The 16,761-nt window shown below is 61.0% G+C and carries 10 protein-coding genes; 6 read left to right on the forward strand and 4 right to left on the reverse strand.

Annotation, left to right across the window (positions count from 1 at the left end; translation table 11 throughout):
* Nucleotides 1-81 precede the first annotated feature (81 nt).
* Nucleotides 82-1,911, forward strand: coding sequence for a hypothetical protein (locus ACYSTU_RS21100; RefSeq protein WP_499001405.1), 1,830 nt, complete (start codon nucleotides 82-84; stop codon nucleotides 1,909-1,911).
* Here ACYSTU_RS21100 and ACYSTU_RS21105 read toward each other — a convergent pair.
* Complete coding sequence (locus ACYSTU_RS21105) at nucleotides 1,908-2,228, reverse strand: PA4575 family protein (protein WP_016773114.1); 321 nt, start codon at nucleotides 2,226-2,228, stop codon at nucleotides 1,908-1,910. The genes ACYSTU_RS21100 and ACYSTU_RS21105 overlap by 4 nt on opposite strands.
* A 324-nt stretch (nucleotides 2,229-2,552) precedes the next feature.
* On the reverse strand, nucleotides 2,553-4,991 hold the full coding sequence (locus ACYSTU_RS21110; protein ID WP_024014367.1) for a Lon protease family protein: 2,439 nt from the start codon (nucleotides 4,989-4,991) through the stop codon (nucleotides 2,553-2,555).
* 302 nt (nucleotides 4,992-5,293) lie between these two features.
* Here ACYSTU_RS21110 and ACYSTU_RS21115 point away from each other — a divergent pair, with 302 nt between their 5' ends.
* From ACYSTU_RS21115 to ACYSTU_RS21130, 4 genes are all read left to right on the forward strand, one after another.
* Complete coding sequence (locus ACYSTU_RS21115; RefSeq protein WP_016773112.1) at nucleotides 5,294-5,782, forward strand: DUF3015 domain-containing protein; 489 nt, start codon at nucleotides 5,294-5,296, stop codon at nucleotides 5,780-5,782.
* Nucleotides 5,783-6,024: 242 nt separating this feature from the next.
* The gene (locus ACYSTU_RS21120; RefSeq protein WP_499001410.1) at nucleotides 6,025-7,878 is read left to right on the forward strand and encodes an Lnb N-terminal periplasmic domain-containing protein; all 1,854 of its coding nucleotides are present in this window, start codon (nucleotides 6,025-6,027) and stop codon (nucleotides 7,876-7,878) included.
* 219 nt (nucleotides 7,879-8,097) lie between these two features.
* Nucleotides 8,098-8,454, forward strand: a complete 357-nt coding sequence (locus tag ACYSTU_RS21125) for a hypothetical protein (protein ID WP_499001413.1) — start codon at nucleotides 8,098-8,100, stop codon at nucleotides 8,452-8,454.
* A gap of 70 nt (nucleotides 8,455-8,524) precedes the next feature.
* Nucleotides 8,525-9,019, forward strand: coding sequence for a GreA/GreB family elongation factor (locus ACYSTU_RS21130; protein ID WP_136494052.1), 495 nt, complete (start codon nucleotides 8,525-8,527; stop codon nucleotides 9,017-9,019).
* Here the strand turns inward: ACYSTU_RS21130 and gdhA are convergent.
* Nucleotides 9,016-10,353, reverse strand: a complete 1,338-nt coding sequence (gdhA, locus tag ACYSTU_RS21135) for an NADP-specific glutamate dehydrogenase (protein WP_136494053.1) — start codon at nucleotides 10,351-10,353, stop codon at nucleotides 9,016-9,018. The two genes, ACYSTU_RS21130 and gdhA, sit on opposite strands and share 4 nt — an antisense overlap.
* A 347-nt stretch (nucleotides 10,354-10,700) precedes the next feature.
* Nucleotides 10,701-12,365: an energy-dependent translational throttle protein EttA gene (ettA, locus tag ACYSTU_RS21140; protein ID WP_016773108.1), complete on the reverse strand. Its 1,665-nt coding sequence runs from the start codon at nucleotides 12,363-12,365 to the stop codon at nucleotides 10,701-10,703.
* A gap of 287 nt (nucleotides 12,366-12,652) precedes the next feature.
* Here ettA and morA point away from each other — a divergent pair, with 287 nt between their 5' ends.
* Complete coding sequence (morA, locus tag ACYSTU_RS21145; RefSeq protein ID WP_122881721.1) at nucleotides 12,653-16,501, forward strand: cyclic di-GMP receptor MorA; 3,849 nt, start codon at nucleotides 12,653-12,655, stop codon at nucleotides 16,499-16,501.
* The last annotated feature ends 260 nt before the right edge of the window (nucleotides 16,502-16,761 follow it).

Below are 16,761 nucleotides of genomic sequence, written 5' to 3' on the forward strand. Positions count from 1 at the left end.
CACCTGCGTGTGTGTGACAAAGTTTTTCTGCTAGTGTCCAAAGCATTGACAGCCCAATGACAGTGGACAGGACGCGTGGAAATGGATGTGCGATCAGCCTTGACGACTGCCGGAATCTGCCTCGCCTTGCTCATCGGCGGTTGCTCGCCCGGCGATGAAAAACAAGTCGCCAACCTCGACGAAAAGACCGCCACCTTCGAACAGTCACTGGACACGATCAGCGATCCCAAGCTCAAGGACGCCATCACCGAACTCGGCGGCTCGCTGCTGTTGCTCGAACGCGCCCGGCTCAAGCTCGACGACATCGCGCCGCACACCGAATACGGTGCCGACGCCCTCGCCGTGCTCAAGCACTACCCTACCCCGCAAGCGCTGGTCGATACCTTCATCAACGGTCTGTTCGTGCTGCACAAGGACGCCAGCTCGGATTACCTGACCGATCTGCAACCGGTATTCCCGTTCAACCTGAACATTCCCGGCGGGTTCCTGTTTCCGCACGGCATCGAATGGCATTCGGTGACGCTGAGCAACAAACGCGTGATCGCCTGGCAGCCGGAGTGGTCGGAAACCGATCCGGGCATTCAGCTCAGCCCGTCCAGCTCCAACGTGACCAACCCCGATGACCTGACGGTGACCTACCCGTTCATCGATGGCCTCAATGTCGACAAAAAAAGCCTGCCGCAACCGGTCAGCCTGCAAGGCCAGGTCGAAGTCATCGCGCCCCGGCGGCTGTACAGCTTCGACCTGACGCAGAAAGACGTCGGCCAGACTCGCACGAACGACAACCTCAGCGTCAAATTGCTCAAGCTGGAAAAGAACTATGCCGAGGTCGAAGTCAGCAACAGCCTGCCGCTGGCAGCGGAAGTCGCCGAAACCCGGATCAATCCGCTGATCGTCCAGGCCCGCGACGCCAGCGGCCAATACCTGGTGCGCGCTGGTTCGATCAACGAAAGCCCGGAGCAGGTCGCGTTTTACCAGAAACAACTCACGCAGTTACAGAAGCAGAAGAGCTGGAGCGACACCCTGGAAAAACAGCTCAGCGACGACCAGCAAGCCTTCGAGAAAGACCACCCGCGTCGCTACAACAAGGTGTATTTCCACGGCCCGATCGAGACACTGGAAGTCAGCGTGCTCGACTTCTCCTCGGCGACGGTGACGCGCAAATCCCTGGATCTGCCGGTGCGCACCTTCAATCCGCACACCACGGCCAAAGCCGTGCAGCCGCTGGACCTGCCCGTGGTGGTGTATGACGATCTCGCCGCCAACTGGCTCAAAGGCGCGGACCTGACTGAGCAACAATTGAAGGCCGGCGTGCGCATTCATCAATCGGTGGAAGAGCCGAGCGCGGCGCGTATCGAGTTTTCCCACCGCCGCACCTTCAATGACGAATTGCTTGGCGACGAACTCAACCCCGGCGTCAGTCCCGTGACCTTCTTCACGGAAAAGCGCGGCGGCAAACTCGACGAGCCGATCGAACTGCCGCCCGAGGCGTACCAGGTCGATCCGCTGCAAGCGACGATTACTTATGATCTGAACTTGTTTCCGGAAACCCCGGCGATTGCCGTGGGCTCGATGCCGTTGTTTCTGGCCACGGTGGCCAAGCAATCCTACGACGCCCAGTCATTGCCCAAAGGCCTGGCGATCAAGGACAACACGCTGGTAGTCGACCTGAAAACCTTCCCGGCCAACGAATGGCGTTTCTTCGTCAAGGACGACAGTGGCCACTACCTCAAGCAGATTCTTTCGGTCAGCCACGACGCCAGCACCGAAGGCCCCGCGCTACTCGGCGTGCACTACTTTTATGGTCGCCCGACTCGCGTGGAGACCTATCAGCGCACCGACCTCGCGACCGTGCAATACGGCTTTGAGGTCAAGCTCGACAAGGCGCAGGTGGACCAGACAGCGCCTTAACCGTTGAGACTGCGCCCACGGCCGCCGTTGATCTGCCGCAACTGCGCTTGCAGATGCAAGCTCCAGATCTGCGGATCATCGGCCAGTTCGTAACCATGCAAGGTCAGGCTTTCAACGATGGTGTCGAGAATCGACTCGGCCGCCACCGGGCCGTGGAACGGGCCTTGGGCTTTGATCGCGGAAGGTTGTTCGCCGGCCATGCCGGCCGCGAAGAGCAGCGTCCACATGCCGTTGTCGCCGGCCAGCGGCTTGACGGCGCATTCGATCCGGGTCACCAGACCCAGGCATTGACGGGTGAGACAGAGGTTGCGCGACATGGCGGCGACCCTCGGTAAAGCCGGTATTCAGCCCCCACGGGAGGACTGGCTCGATCCAGTGATACTGTCGATATCCTTGACCTGAGAATAGAAGAAAAGTGTCCCGCGCAAGCCAAATGGAACCAGAAGGCGCCGAATGGTCATTGTGTGAATATTGGCGTCAGAGTAGTGGCACATTCCCCGAAGATCCCCGCAGAGATCAATCTGGAAAAGCACTGTGGGAGCGAGCCTGCTCGCGAAGACGATGGATCAGCCAACTCATTCGTCGACTGATACAGCGCTTTCGCGAGCAGGCTCGCTCCCACAGGGTCTGGCGTGAACTGATCAGGCCGGTTTGGCTTCGGCGAGAGCCTCCTGCGCCAGTTCCTTCTCAGCCTCTTTCAGGTCCTCTTCGCTGATCATCTCGGCGATATCGCGCAGGCGCTCGACCACTCGCGCATTGATGCTGCCTTCGGGGAATTCGCCATCGGCGTTCGGCTCCCCGGCCGGCTCGCCCACCAGCAGGCTCAGCGCCTCATCGGCCTGACGCACCGCATATACGTGGAACTGGCCGGCGCGCACGGCGGCGAGGACTTTTTCATCGAGCATCAGCGTGGCGACGTTGGCCTGGGGAATGATTGCGCCCTGCTCGCCGGTCAGGCCGCGTGCTTCGCAGAGGCGGAAGAAGCCTTCGATCTTCTCGTTGACCCCGCCGACAGCCTGCACCTCACCGAACTGGTTGATCGAACCGGTGATGGCAAAACATTGCTTGAGCGGGGTTTTCGACAGCGCCGAAATCAGCGTGCACGCCTCGCCCAGCGATGCGCTGTCGCCGTCGACGTAACCGTACGACTGCTCCAGCGCAATGCTCGCCGAGATCGCCAGCGGAAATTCCTGGGCGTAACGGCTGCCCAGATAACCGGTGAGGATCATCACGCCTTTGGAGTGAATCGGCTGGCCGAGATTGACCTCACGCTCGATGTCGACGATGCCGCTGCCGCCCGGGTACACCGTGGCGGAAATCCGCGCCGGCACGCCGAACGCCGAGTCGCCGACCTCGAGCACCGTGAGCCCGTTGCACTTGCCGACCGCCGCACCGTCAGTGTCGATGAGGATGATTCCGGCGAGCATGTCGTCGAGAATCCGCGCCGAGACCCGCCCGGTGCGGGTGGCCTTGGCTTTCAGGGCGCGTTCGATATGGCCGGCGTCGGTCATTTCATCGCCGGCCAGATGGCGAATGAAATCCGCCTCGCTGACCAGTTGGAACAGATCGCCAATGCGCGCCGACAAGCGCCCCTGATGCTCGGCCAGCCGTGCGCTGTAGGTCGCCAGTCGTGCCACCGCATCGGCGGTCAGCGGCGCCATGCCTTCTTCCGAAGTACGGGTTTTCAGGAGCTGGGCGAACTGCTCGAGGCTTTCGTCGACCATCGGGATGTCTTCGTCGAAGTCGACCAGAACGCGGAACATCTCCTGGAAGTCCGGATCGAGATCCTGCAGCGTGTAATACAGCTGCCGCGCACCGATGATGATGACTTTGACCTGCAACGGGATGTGCTGCGGATTCAGGGTCATGGTGGCGAAGCGGCCCATCTCGCCCAGCGGCGATTCCATTTTCAGTTTGCGCGATTGCAGGGCGCGTTTGAGTGCATCCCACACGAACGGCTCGCTGAGCATTTTTTCCGCTTCAAGAATCAGGAAACCGCCATTGGCGCGGTGCAGCGCACCCGGACGCAACTGCCGGTAAGTGGTGTAGAGCGCGCCCTGATCGGTGGTGTACTCGATGCGGCCGAACAGGTTTTCGTAGGTCGGATGTGGCTCGAATACCACCGGTGCACCGCCGCTGGCCGGATGCCCGACCACCAGGCTCGGTGCGTATTGTTCTTCCAGCAACTTGCGCGCGACGGCGTCAGTCTTGCTGTCGTCGACCAGTTGTTCGACCACGGTTTTCAGCAGGTAGACCTGCATCGCTTGCAGGTAACCGCAGACCCCGGCGTTCTCCGCGTACTTCTCCGACAGCGGCGCCAGCAACGGCTGCAAGGCCAGGGTGATGGTTTCTTCGTTGAGCGAACGCAGTTGATTGTTCGACTCGCGCTTCCACTGCGGCAGGCTGGCGAGTTCTTCGTTCAGGCGCTCTTCGAGGCCGGAAATGTCATCGTGAAAACGCTCGCGCTCGGCTTCCGGCAACTGCGCGAATTCGGCTTCGTCCAGGGCCTTGCCGTCGAGCATCGGGGTGAAGGCGATATTGCTGCTGTCGCGGTACAGGGCGACGTCTTTTTCCAGGGCCAGGCGCTCGATGATGTCCAGCGCCTTGTCGTAGCGCTGATTGAAGGCGCGGTCGATGGCGCTTTTTTTCTGCTGGTAGGACGGGTGTTCGAAAACTGCTGGAAAAGTCGCCAGCAGGTTATCGATCAGGCCGTTGATGTCGCCGATGAACGAGGCCGCCGTGCCCGATGGCAGCTCCAGTGCGCGCGGTTCGCGCGGCTCATCGAAGTTGTTGACGTAGACCCAGTCCGCCGGGGTCTGCAGGCGCTTGCCTTCGGCTTTCAGGTAGCGTTTGACGAACGAGAAACGGCCGGTGCCGGGCTCGCCCATGACAAATACGTTGTAACCGGGGCGTGGCATCGCCACACCGAACTGCAAGGCTTCGACCGCGCGTTCCTGGCCGAGCACACCGCGAAAGGGCTCCAGATCATTGGTGCTAGTGAAGCTGAACTGTTCAGCGGAAAACGGACGAGTCAGCGCTTCGGGCGCAAGACGCAGGCTGGCAGCAACAGGATCAGGCATCGGGCTTCCTTAACAATCAGGCGGGGCAGGTAGCGGCATTCTGGCGCTGCCCGTGCCCCACTGGCAAGGCGCGCCACATGACAAAGCATAGACAAGCGCGCGGCCGGCCGACGCGTCCCGATAAATCAGAGGTTTATTCCAAATATTTTGCAAAAAGTCACGGAACCGCTGGAACGTGCCTAAACTCCAAACTGCGCGGCTGGAACTAATACCGGCCCACTGACACTTTCGGCTTTGTCCTCGGGCAGAGCGCGAAGGGCCAGAACCCTGTCCATTGGTATGCACATAAAGAGAACAAAGCTATGAAACGGATTCTTCTCGGTACTCTCTTCACCGCTGTATCCATCAACGCAATGGCGCAAGCCCCGGGCGGCCCGGATTGCGGTTGGGGCAACATGCTGTTCGAAGGTCAGCGTGGCACCCCGGCGCACTTCCTTGCTTCCACCACCAACGGCACTTCCGGTAACGCTACCTTCGGTATGACCTCCGGCACCAACGGCTGCTCGACCAACGCGTCCCTGACTTATGGCGGCAAATCCTGGTTCGCCATGAATGGCATGATGAACGAGCTGTCCGAAGACATGGCCAAAGGCAACGGCGAAGCGCTGACCACCTATGCCGTGGTCCTGGGCGTAGCACCGGAAGATCGCGCGCACTTCGCGCAAGTGACCCACGAGCACTTCCAGCAGATCTTCAGCAAAGCTGACGTGACCGCTGAAGACGTGCATACCAACACCCTGGCAGTACTGAAATCGGACCCACGTCTGGCCAAGTACGCAACTCAGGCTTAAGCTCGACCCCACCCGCTTCCTTCGGGAAGCGGGTTTTATTTTGAATACGGTCTGTAGCGAGGGGATTTATCCCCGTTCGGCTGCGAAGCAGTCGTAAAACCTGTGCATGCGATGTATCCGATGCATTGGTGACACAGCTTATGGGGCCGCTTCGCAGCCCAGCGGGGATAAATCCCCTCGCCACAGGGTGTGTGATTACCCCCGATCCGGGATTTGTTTTCTTTCGACTTAAGTTGCCACCTATGCTCAAACGCCTTGCCTGGCTGGCGCTCTGTGTCTGCGCCCCGCTGTCCGCCGCGCCTCACATCGATCCTCAACGTTTGCAGCAACTGGCCAACGACCGCTTCTGGATTTCCCTCGGTCATTACGAAACCGCCAAACTCGGCGGCTGGCGCAGCTATGTCAGCGACAAGAAGTTCTTTCTCGCCCCCGACGGCAACGAGCATCCGGACCGCGAACTGGCCGCCACCGTGCAGGCGCTGTACGCCCCGGCCAGCCTCGGCGAGCAACACGCACAATGCGTATACCCCGCGCGCACGCGCTGGCTGAAAGCGCAGCTCAATCTCGCTGACCTGCCAGCGCCGGAATGCGCCGAATACAAGCAATGGTTCAAGGACGTCTCGCCGCACAGTGCGGTGATGATTTTCCCGGCGGCGTATCTCAACAGCCCGTCGTCGATGTTCGGCCACACCCTGCTGCGCATCGATCAGGCGGACGTTCAGGCCGACAAGACTTCGCTGCTCAGCTACGCGATCAACTTCGGTGCCTACATCGAAGGCTCGGACAACAGCATTCTGTATGCCTGGAAAGGCTTGATGGGCGGCTACCCGGGGCTGTTCGCGCTGGTGCCGTATCAGGAAAAACTGTCGGAATACCGCAGCCTGGAAAACCGCGATCTGTGGGAATACCGCCTCAACCTGACTCAGGAAGAAACCGCACGCATGGTCGAACATGTGTGGGAGCTCAAGCAGATCCAGTTCGATTATTTCTTCTTCGACGAAAACTGCTCCTATCGCTTGCTCGAGTTGCTGCAAGTCGCGCGGCCGAGCCTGCGCCTGACCGAGCAATTCCCGCTGACCGCAATCCCCACCGACACCGTCAAAGCGGTGAAAGAGGCCGGGCTGGTCGAACAAATCGAATATCGCCCATCCCGCGAACGTGAACTGCTCAGCCGCGCCGAACCGTTGAGCGATGACGAACAACAATGGGTGCTCAAGGTCAGCGCCGATCAAAAAGTCCTGCAAGAGCCAACGTTCAAAGCGCTGCCGCGCGCACGTCAGGCGTTGATCGTTGACGCCGCCTATCGTCTGGAGCGCTACCGCGCCAACGGTCAGGAGCGCGACCCGCAACGAGCGCAGCGCAGTTTCGAATTGCTGCGGGCGATCAACAAGAACCCGGCGCCGGAGCTGGAAATACCGCAACCCGGTCTGCCCGAAGATGGCCACGAGTCCCGCACCTGGCAGGCCGGCCTCGGTACGCGCGGCGATCGCGCGTTCGGCGAATATGGCCTGCGCATGGCTTATCACGACCTCAATGACAACGCCGAAAGCTTTCCTCTCGGCGCGCAGATCGAGATCCTGCAACTGAAGCTGCGCCAATACGAAGGCAATGACTGGCAGTTGCAGCAACTGGACCTGGCGACCATTCGTTCGCTGACCCCGCGCAACGAGCTGCTGCAACCATTGTCGTGGCAAGTCACCGGTGGCCTTGAGCGCGTGCCGGGCAAGCATGACGACGAAACGCTGGTCAGCCATGTCAACGGTGGCGGCGGCGGCACGTGGCAGTTGGGCGAAGACGTGCTCGGCTTTGCGCTGGGCACGGTGCGCGTGGAACATAACAACGACTTCGCCGAGTTTGTTTCCCCGGCCGGTGGCTTCAACACCGGCGTGCTATGGAAAAACCCGCTGGGCAATCTGAGCCTGGAAGCCAAGGGCGACTACTTCTTCAACGGTGAAGTGCGCCGCAGCCTGAGCCTGAATCAGCAGTGGGAACTGTCGCGCAACCTCGGTTTGCGCCTGAGCGCGCAGCGCGAATTCAGCCAGCTCGCCAGCCCGGAAACGGAAGTCATGCTGGAAGTGAAGTGGTATCACTACTGATCCCGAGCCTGTGTAAATCTTCCTGTGGGAGCGAGCCTGCTCGCGAAAGCGGTGGTTCAGTCAATAGTAGTGTTGCCTGACACGACGCCTTCGCGAGCAGGCTCGCTCCCACAGGTGCTTTGTGGTGTGCAATGGATTTTTCACAGGCCTTCGACAGCCGCCTCATGAATCGCCTTCTAGACTTCCCGTATCAGCCGAAAACCGGCGCGGGAGAGTGCGATGTGGCGGTGCGTGGGATTGTTGGCCGTTGTATTGGCGCTGGGCGGTTGCCAGACCACCCATGAAGACTTGATCGCCAAGGGTTATCCACCGGCCTTCGCCGACGGTTTCGATGACGGTTGCGTCAGCGGCCGGCAAGCGGCGGGCTCGATCAGCGGCGAGTTTCGCAAGAACGTGCCGCGCTATCTCAAGGATCAGCAATACGCCGACGGCTGGGTCGACGGCTTCCGCCAATGTCAGGCGATGCTCGAAAACAGGGATCGCGAGCAATATCGCAACGAGCATTGGGACGAACGCGAACGCGCCTGGCAGCAGCAGAAGGACCAGGACATCGGGCGGGCCTATCGCTCGCAATAGGTCGCTTGCAGACATCCGTTGAAACCAAATGCCGGCAACCATGGCCCAAATCCTTTAACAGGAGGACTTCATGAGTCGCGCATTCGTCAACGAAGACAACGCCGCCGCGCAGGCCGATCAGCCGGTCGAACGTCAGGTCAGCACGCAGCCCAACTACGTCACCCCGCAAGGTCTGGCGCAGTTGCAGGCGAAAGTCGCCGAGTTGCAGAGCCTGCACGCCGAGCAAACGGCCAAGGGCGAGCAAGCCGACAAGCAACGTCTGGCCGATCTGCAACGGGATCTGCGCTATTTCACTCAACGCCTGAGCAGTGCCCAAGTCGCAGTCGCTGCGACCTCCACCGACAAGGTGCAGATCGGTAGCTGGGTGACTTTTGCCGATGAACACGACACTGAACACCGCGTGCAACTGGTCGGCGAGGATCAGGCCAACGCCAGTCAGGGCCTGATCAACTGGGCCTCACCGCTGGGCCGGGCCCTGCTCGGCGCCCGGCTCAACGATGAAGTGCTATGGCAGCGACCTGCCGGCGATCAACTGATCGAAGTGATCCGCATCGAACCGGCTTAAACCACGCCTTGCGCCAACATCGCATCGGCGACTTTGACGAAGCCGGCAATGTTCGCGCCCTTGACGTAATTGATCTGACCGTTGTCTTCGCCGTAATGCACGCAGGCGTGGTGGATCGACTGCATGATCGCGTGCAGCTTGCTGTCGACCTCGCCCGCGGTCCACAGCAGGCGCATGGCGTTCTGCGACATTTCCAGACCACTCACGGCAACACCGCCGGCATTCGACGCCTTGCCCGGTGCGAACAGAATGCCGGCCTCGATAAAGATATCCACAGCCGCCAGCGTGGTCGGCATGTTCGCGCCTTCAGCCACGCAGACGCAGCCGTTACGCAGCAGCGTGCGCGCGGCTTCGGCGTCGAGTTCGTTCTGCGTCGCGCAGGGCAGCGCGATGTCGCACGGCAGCGACCACGGATGTTGGCCGGCGCGGAATTCCAGACCATGGGCGCTTGCCAGTTCGCTGATGCGCCCGCGCTTGATGTTTTTCAGCTCCAGCAGCGCCAGCCACTGTGCTTCGCTCAGTCCTGCTTCGCAGTACAGCGTGCCTTCGGAATCGGAGAGGGAAATCACTTTGCCGCCCAGGTCCATCACTTTGCGCGCCGCGTACTGCGCGACGTTGCCGGAACCGGAAATCGCCACGCGCTTGCCTTCCACGCTCTGCCCGCGGCGTTTGAGCATTTCTTCGGCGAAGTACACGCAGCCGAAACCGGTGGCTTCCGGGCGAATCAGGCTGCCGCCGTAGGTTATGCCCTTGCCGGTGAGGACGCTGGTGAACTGGTTGCTCAGGCGCTTGTACTGGCCGAAAAGGAAACCGATCTCCCGCGCACCGACGCCGATGTCACCGGCCGGCACATCAACGTCGGCACCGATGTGGCGATACAGCTCGCTCATGAACGCCTGGCAGAAGCGCATGACTTCAGCATCGCTCTTGCCCTTCGGATCGAAGTCGGAACCGCCCTTGCCGCCGCCCATGGGCAGGGAGGTCAGCGAGTTCTTGAAGGTCTGCTCGAAGGCGAGGAATTTCAACACGCCGAGGTTCACCGACGGATGAAAACGCAAGCCGCCCTTGTACGGGCCGATGGCGCTGTTCATCTGGATACGGAAGCCGCGATTGACCTGGACCTTGCCCTGATCGTCGACCCACGACACCCGGAAAACCAGCGTGCGCTCCGGCTCGCAGATACGCTCGAGAATGCCTGAAGTCAGGTAATGCGGATTGGCTTCGAGAAACGGCCAAAGACTGCGCAGGACTTCTTCGACAGCCTGGTGGAATTCGGGTTGGTCCGGGTCGCGTTTTTTCAGGCGCGCTAGGAAGGATTCGACGGATTCGATCATGGGCAAAGTCTCGGCAAATTTATTGTCGTTGGAGGAGATTGGGCCGGACTGTAACAAACGAATTGCGCACAGGAACAGAGCAAGATGTCGCAGTTATGAAATTAAATGGTGCACAGGATATAAATCCAAGGGGTTTTTGATCCGTTTTTGCACCTGAGTGGGGAGTTCAGATCCAAGACTTGCACCAACAGTTACACCGTCTTCGCGAGCAAGCTCGCTCCCACATTTGAAATGCATTCTCCTGTGGGAGCGAGCTTGCTCGCGAAAGCCGCAACTCGGTTTATCAGGAAAAACCCAGGGCAAAAAAACGGAGCCCGAAGGCTCCGCTCTTGTGCAACCAACCCGAATCAGGCCAGTTTCTTGTGACGTACCCGGTGTGGCTGGGCCGCTGCTTCGCCGAGGCGCTTTTTGCGGTCGGCTTCGTACTCGGTGTAGTTGCCTTCGAAGAACACCGCTTGTGAGTCGTCTTCGTACGCCAGGATGTGTGTGGCGACACGGTCAAGGAACCACCGATCGTGGGAGATCACAATCGCCGCGCCCGGGAAGTCCAGCAGGGCTTCTTCCAGCGAACGCAGGGTTTCCACGTCGAGGTCGTTGGACGGTTCGTCGAGCAGCAGGACGTTGCCGCCCTCCTTCAGGGTCAGCGCCAGGTGCAGACGACCGCGCTCACCGCCGGACAGATCCTTGACGAACTTCTGCTGATCGCCGCCCTTGAAGTTGAAGCGACCGACGTAGGTACGCGACGGGATCTCGTAGTTGCCGATGCGGATCTGGTCGGAACCGTCGGAAATCTGCTGGAACACGGTCTTGCTGCCATCGAGGTCTTCGCGGCTCTGGTCGACGCAGGCCAACTGCACGGTTTCACCGATTTCGATGCTGCCCGAATCCGGGGTTTCCTTGCCCATCAGCATGCGGAACAGCGTCGATTTACCGGCACCGTTACCGCCGATCACGCCGACGATGGCGCCCTTCGGCATGGAGAACGACAGGTTGTCGATCAGCACGCGATCGCCGTAGCCCTTGGTGACGTTCTTGAACTCGATGACCTTGTCACCCAGGCGTGGACCGGCCGGGATGTAGATCTCGTTGGTCTCGCTGCGCTTCTGGAATTCCTGCGATTGCATTTCTTCGAAGCGTTGCAGACGTGCCTTGGATTTCGACTGGCGGGCCTTGGCGCCTTTGCGCACCCACTCCAGTTCTTCCTTCATGGCTTTTTCATGAGCCGACTGCTGCTTGGATTCCTGGGCCAGACGATCGGACTTGGCTTCGAGCCAGCCCGAATAGTTGCCCTCGTAAGGAATGCCCGCGCCGCGGTCGAGTTCCAGAATCCAGCCGGCGACGTTGTCGAGGAAGTAACGGTCGTGCGTGATCGCGACCACGGTGCCCGGGAAGTCGTGGAGGAAATGCTCCAGCCACGCCACCGAATCGGCGTCCAGGTGGTTGGTCGGTTCGTCGAGCAGCAGCATGTCCGGCGCGGACAGCAGCAGACGGCACAGGGCGACACGGCGCTTTTCACCACCGGACAGGTGTTCGACTTTCGCGTCCCAGGCCGGCAGACGCAGCGCATCGGCGGCGACTTCCAGCTGGCGCTCGAGGTTGTGGCCATCGCTGGCCTGCAGGATCGCTTCGAGCTTGGCCTGTTCAGCGGCAAGCTTGTCGAAGTCGGCATCCGGGTCGGCGTAGGCCGCGTAGACCTCGTCCAGACGCGCTTGCGCATCCTTGATCACGCTGACCGCTTCCTCGACCACTTCACGCACGGTCTTGGCAGGGTCGAGCTGCGGCTCTTGCGGCAGGTAACCGATGTTCAGGTCCGGCATCGGACGGGCTTCGCCTTCGAACTCGGTGTCGACGCCGGCCATGATTTTCAGCAGCGTGGATTTACCCGAACCGTTGAGGCCGAGCACGCCGATCTTGGCGCCGGGGAAGAAGGACAGCGAAATGTTCTTGAGGATTTCCCGCTTCGGCGGAACAACTTTGCCCAGCCGATGCATGGTGAAGACGTATTGAGCCATGGAGAACCTTGGGTCAGTGACAGATGAATGATTGGAGCGCAGGCGATGCCTGGCCAGACTGTGCGCGTCGTTCACTTGATCGCAATCAATGCGTGCGCGCTGGAAAAAGTCTGATTGTAGGGGCTGGAACGCCCCCGGTCTAACCGGCAAAGCTACCTTAATGCTGGAAGGCAGTCCAGCCGAGAGGGGCTGGCACTTCGCCACGAGTCAAGGCATGCTAGCCGCCCTTCGGGCGTCCGGCTTATAGTGCACGTCGCGCCAGTCCAGCCAAATCGCAGGATCACAGCTTGACCAATGTCACTCCGCCAGCCTCTGTGAGCAGCACCCCACCGGCGCCCGGCTCGCCCCTGCGCGGAACATTAAAGGGTGCGCTGGCCACCCTCGTGCTGTTATTGCTCGCGTTGCTGTTCTGGCAACTGCTCGATCAATTGCGCGAAACTCAGAAAAATCAGCGCCAATACACCATCGACTACACCGCCGACCTCGCCGCCCAGGTCAGCCTGAACATGGCGCTGAACGCGCAAATCGCCCTCAATCTGCTACCGATCGTCGAACAACCGCAAACCGCCGACGAACAGCAGATGCTCCTGCGCAAACTGCAACGCTCGCTGCCAGATCTACGCAGCATGGCCCTGCTCTCGCCCTCCGGCCGGATCATCAGCGACAGCGCCACCGACAGCTCCGACGCCGATTACCTGACTGAACTGGTGCGCCGCAGCCGTGCCCAGGCGCATTACTTCAGCAATGCCGATGACGGCTCGGTGGTGCATCTGCTACTGCATCAGGCCAGCGGCAGCAGTCGCGGTTACTGGGCCTTGCGTTTGACGCCAACCTTCTTCGACTCGCTGACCAAACAGGACGCCACCGCCCTGCGCCCGTTGTGGCTGGTGGAAAACCGCCTCAATCACCAGATCATCAGCCGCGACGCCGGGCTGCCCTCGGTCAAGGCTGGTGGGCTGACGCCCGACGATGTCGCCAATACCGTGCTGACCGTGCCGCTGAGCAGCAGCGACTGGCAATTGCGCGGGCTGTTCGACCGCCAGCGCGTACTGGAAGAGTTGCTGCCGGCGTTCATCGGCAAATGCCTGCTCGGCCTGGCGTTCTCGATGTTGCCGGTGATCGCGCTGCTGAACATGCGTCGGCGTCAGCGCCAGGTGCATGAAGGCCGGCGGCGTTATCAGGATATTTTCGAAGGCACCGGCGTGGCCTTGTGCGTACTCGACCTGTCCGGCCTCAAGCAGACGTTCGACAAGGCGCAGATCCAGACCAGCGACCAGCTCAAGGCCTGGCTCGACCAACCGCAGCAGCGCCAGCAGTTGCTCGCGGAAATGCGCGTCACCGAGGTCAATCAGGTCGCCCTGCAACTGCTCGATGTGCACTCCTGTGACGATGCCTGGCAACTGCTGATCGATGGCCAGCGCCATCCGCAGTGCGCGATCGGTCAGCAGATCCTCGACGCCGTCCTGCAGCAGCAGAAGCAGCTGGAACTGGAGATCAAACTGCCCAACAGCAATGGCCGCGACCAGCACCTGTGGATGGTCCTGCGCCTGCCGAGCGAGCAGCACGACTATAAAGCGGTGATTCTCAGCATCAACGACATCACCAGCCGCAAGCTGATCGAGCTGTCGCTGCTGGAGCGTGAAGGCTTCTGGTCGGACGTGGTGCGCACCGTGCCCGATCATCTGTATGTGCAGGACGTGATCAGCCAGCGGATGATTTTCAGCAACCACCACCTCGGCCAGACCCTGGGCTACAACCGCACTGAACTGCATCAGATGGGCGAATACTTCTGGGAAATCCTTCTGCATCCGGAAGACGCCGACTATTACCATCGCTCGCGGCAGTTGCAGCGTCACGCCGGTTACAGCCAGTTGTTGCAATGCCAATTGCGCTTCCGCCATCGCGACGGCAAGTGGCGGCGCTTCGACATCCGTGAACAGGCGCTGGCGCGGGACAAGCATGATCAGGTCACGCGGATCATCGGCGTGGCCAAGGACATCACCGAACAGATTGAGGCGAGCGAATCGCTGCGTGACAGCGAGCAGCGCTACCGCATGCTCGCCGAAAGCATCAGCGACGTGATTTTCTCCACCGACAGCAAGCTCTCGCTGAACTACGTCAGCCCTTCGGTGCAGGCCGTGCTCGGCTACAACGCCGAATGGATCTTCCAGAACGGCTGGCAATCGATCATCGCCAATCCCGGGCAACTGAACGGCATTCATGTGCTGATGGACCGCGTCAGCAAGGCGCTGGACAAGCCCGAGCAACTGGCATTGCTGCGCAGCCAGGTGCAAACGCAGCTGTTCCTCTTCGATTGCCTGCGTGCCGATGGCCGCAAGATTCCGATCGAACTGCGCCTGGTGCTGGTTTGGGACGAACACGGCGCGTTCGAAGGCGTGCTCGGCGTCGGCCGCGATATCAGCCAGCAGCGCCGTGCCGAAAAAGATTTGCGCATGGCCGCCACGGTATTCGAGCACTCTACCTCGGCGATCCTGATCACCGACCCGGCCGGTTATATCGTTCAGGCCAACGAAGCCTTCAGTCGGGTCAGCGGCTACAGCGTCGGCGAAGTGCTCGACCAGTTGCCGAACATGCTCACCGTCGACGAGCAGCAGGACGCGCACTTGCGCTACGTGCTCAAGCAGTTGCACGAGCACAGCACCTGGGAAGGCGAAGTATGGATGAAGCGCCGTAACGGCGAGCACTACCCGGCGTGGGTCGGCATTACTGCCGTGCTCGACGATGAGGGCGATCTGGCCAGTTACGTGTGTTTCTTCAGCGACATCAGCGAGCGCAAGGCCAGCGAGCAGCGCATCCACCGCCTCGCCTATTACGACGCCCTCACCCACCTGCCAAACCGCACGCTGTTCCAGGATCGTCTGCACACCGCGCTGCAAGCGGCCGAACGGCAGAAGTCGTGGGTGGTGCTGATGTTCCTCGACCTCGACCGTTTCAAACCGATCAACGACTCCCTCGGCCACGCCGCCGGTGACCGCATGCTCAAGGACATGGCCACGCGCCTGCTGGCCTGCGTCGATGACGATGACACCGTGGCGCGCATGGGCGGCGACGAATTCACCTTGCTGCTGCAGCATCGCTCCAACCGCGAACTGGCGCTGAACCGGGCGATTCATGTCGCCGAGCAGATTCTCGCCAGCCTGGTGCGTCCGTTCGTGCTCGAGGGCCGCGAGTTCTTCGTCACCGCCAGTATCGGCATCGCCCTGAGTCCGCAGGACGGCAACGAACTCAGCCAGTTGATGAAGAACGCCGACACGGCGATGTACCACGCCAAGGAGCGCGGCAAGAACAACTTCCAGTTCTATCAGGCCGACATGAACGCCAGTGCGCTGGAGCGTCTGGAACTGGAAAGCGATCTGCGCCATGCGCTGGAGCAGAACGAATTCGTCCTGTATTACCAGCCGCAGTTCAGTGGCGACGGCAAGCGCCTGACCGGCGCCGAAGCGCTGCTGCGCTGGCGCCATCCGCGTCGTGGGCTGGTGCCGCCGGGGGATTTCATTCCGGTGCTGGAAGAGCTCGGTCTGGTGGTGGACGTTGGCGACTGGGTCATCAGCGAGGCCTGTCGACAGCTGAAAACCTGGCACCAGCAACGGGTGCGGGTGCCGAAGGTGTCGGTGAACATTTCCGCACGGCAGTTCTCCGACGGCCAGTTGGGCACGCGAATCGCGACGATCCTGCGCGAAACCGGCCTGCCGCCGGCGTGTCTGGAGCTGGAACTGACCGAAAGCATCCTGATGCGCGAAGTCAGCGAGGCGATGCAGATTCTTGCCGGGCTGAAAAACCTCGGCCTGAGCATCGCGGTCGACGACTTCGGCACCGGTTATTCATCGCTGAACTACCTCAAGCAATTCCCGATCGACGTGCTGAAGATCGACCGCACCTTCGTCGACGGCCTGCCGTCCGGGGAACAGGACGCGCAGATCGCCCGGGCGATCATCGCCATGGCCCACAGCCTGAACCTGGCGGTGATCGCCGAGGGTGTGGAAACCCATGAGCAACTGGACTTCCTGCGTGAGCATGGCTGCGATGAGGTGCAGGGATATCTGTTCGGCCGGCCGATGCCGGCGGGACGGTTTGAAGCGCAGTTCTGTAACGACGCGCTGTTCATGTTCGACTGACGATCTGCGGCGCGCCCGAAAAGATCGCAGCCTTCGATCGTTCCCACGCTCCGCGTGGGAATGCCTCACTGGACGCTCTGCGTCCGCTTCGGCAGTTGACGCGGAGCGTCACGGGCTGCATTCCCACGCAGAGCGTGGGAACGATCAATGCCCCTCTGCTCGCGAAGGGGCCGGCAAAAGCACCGCACATCTGTCATGAACGCCACTTGTCTGCGACATGACGTCGTTTCATATGTCATCCAAAAGCGGTTGGGTTAGAA

The sequence above is a fragment of the Pseudomonas glycinis genome, from assembly GCF_054871425.1.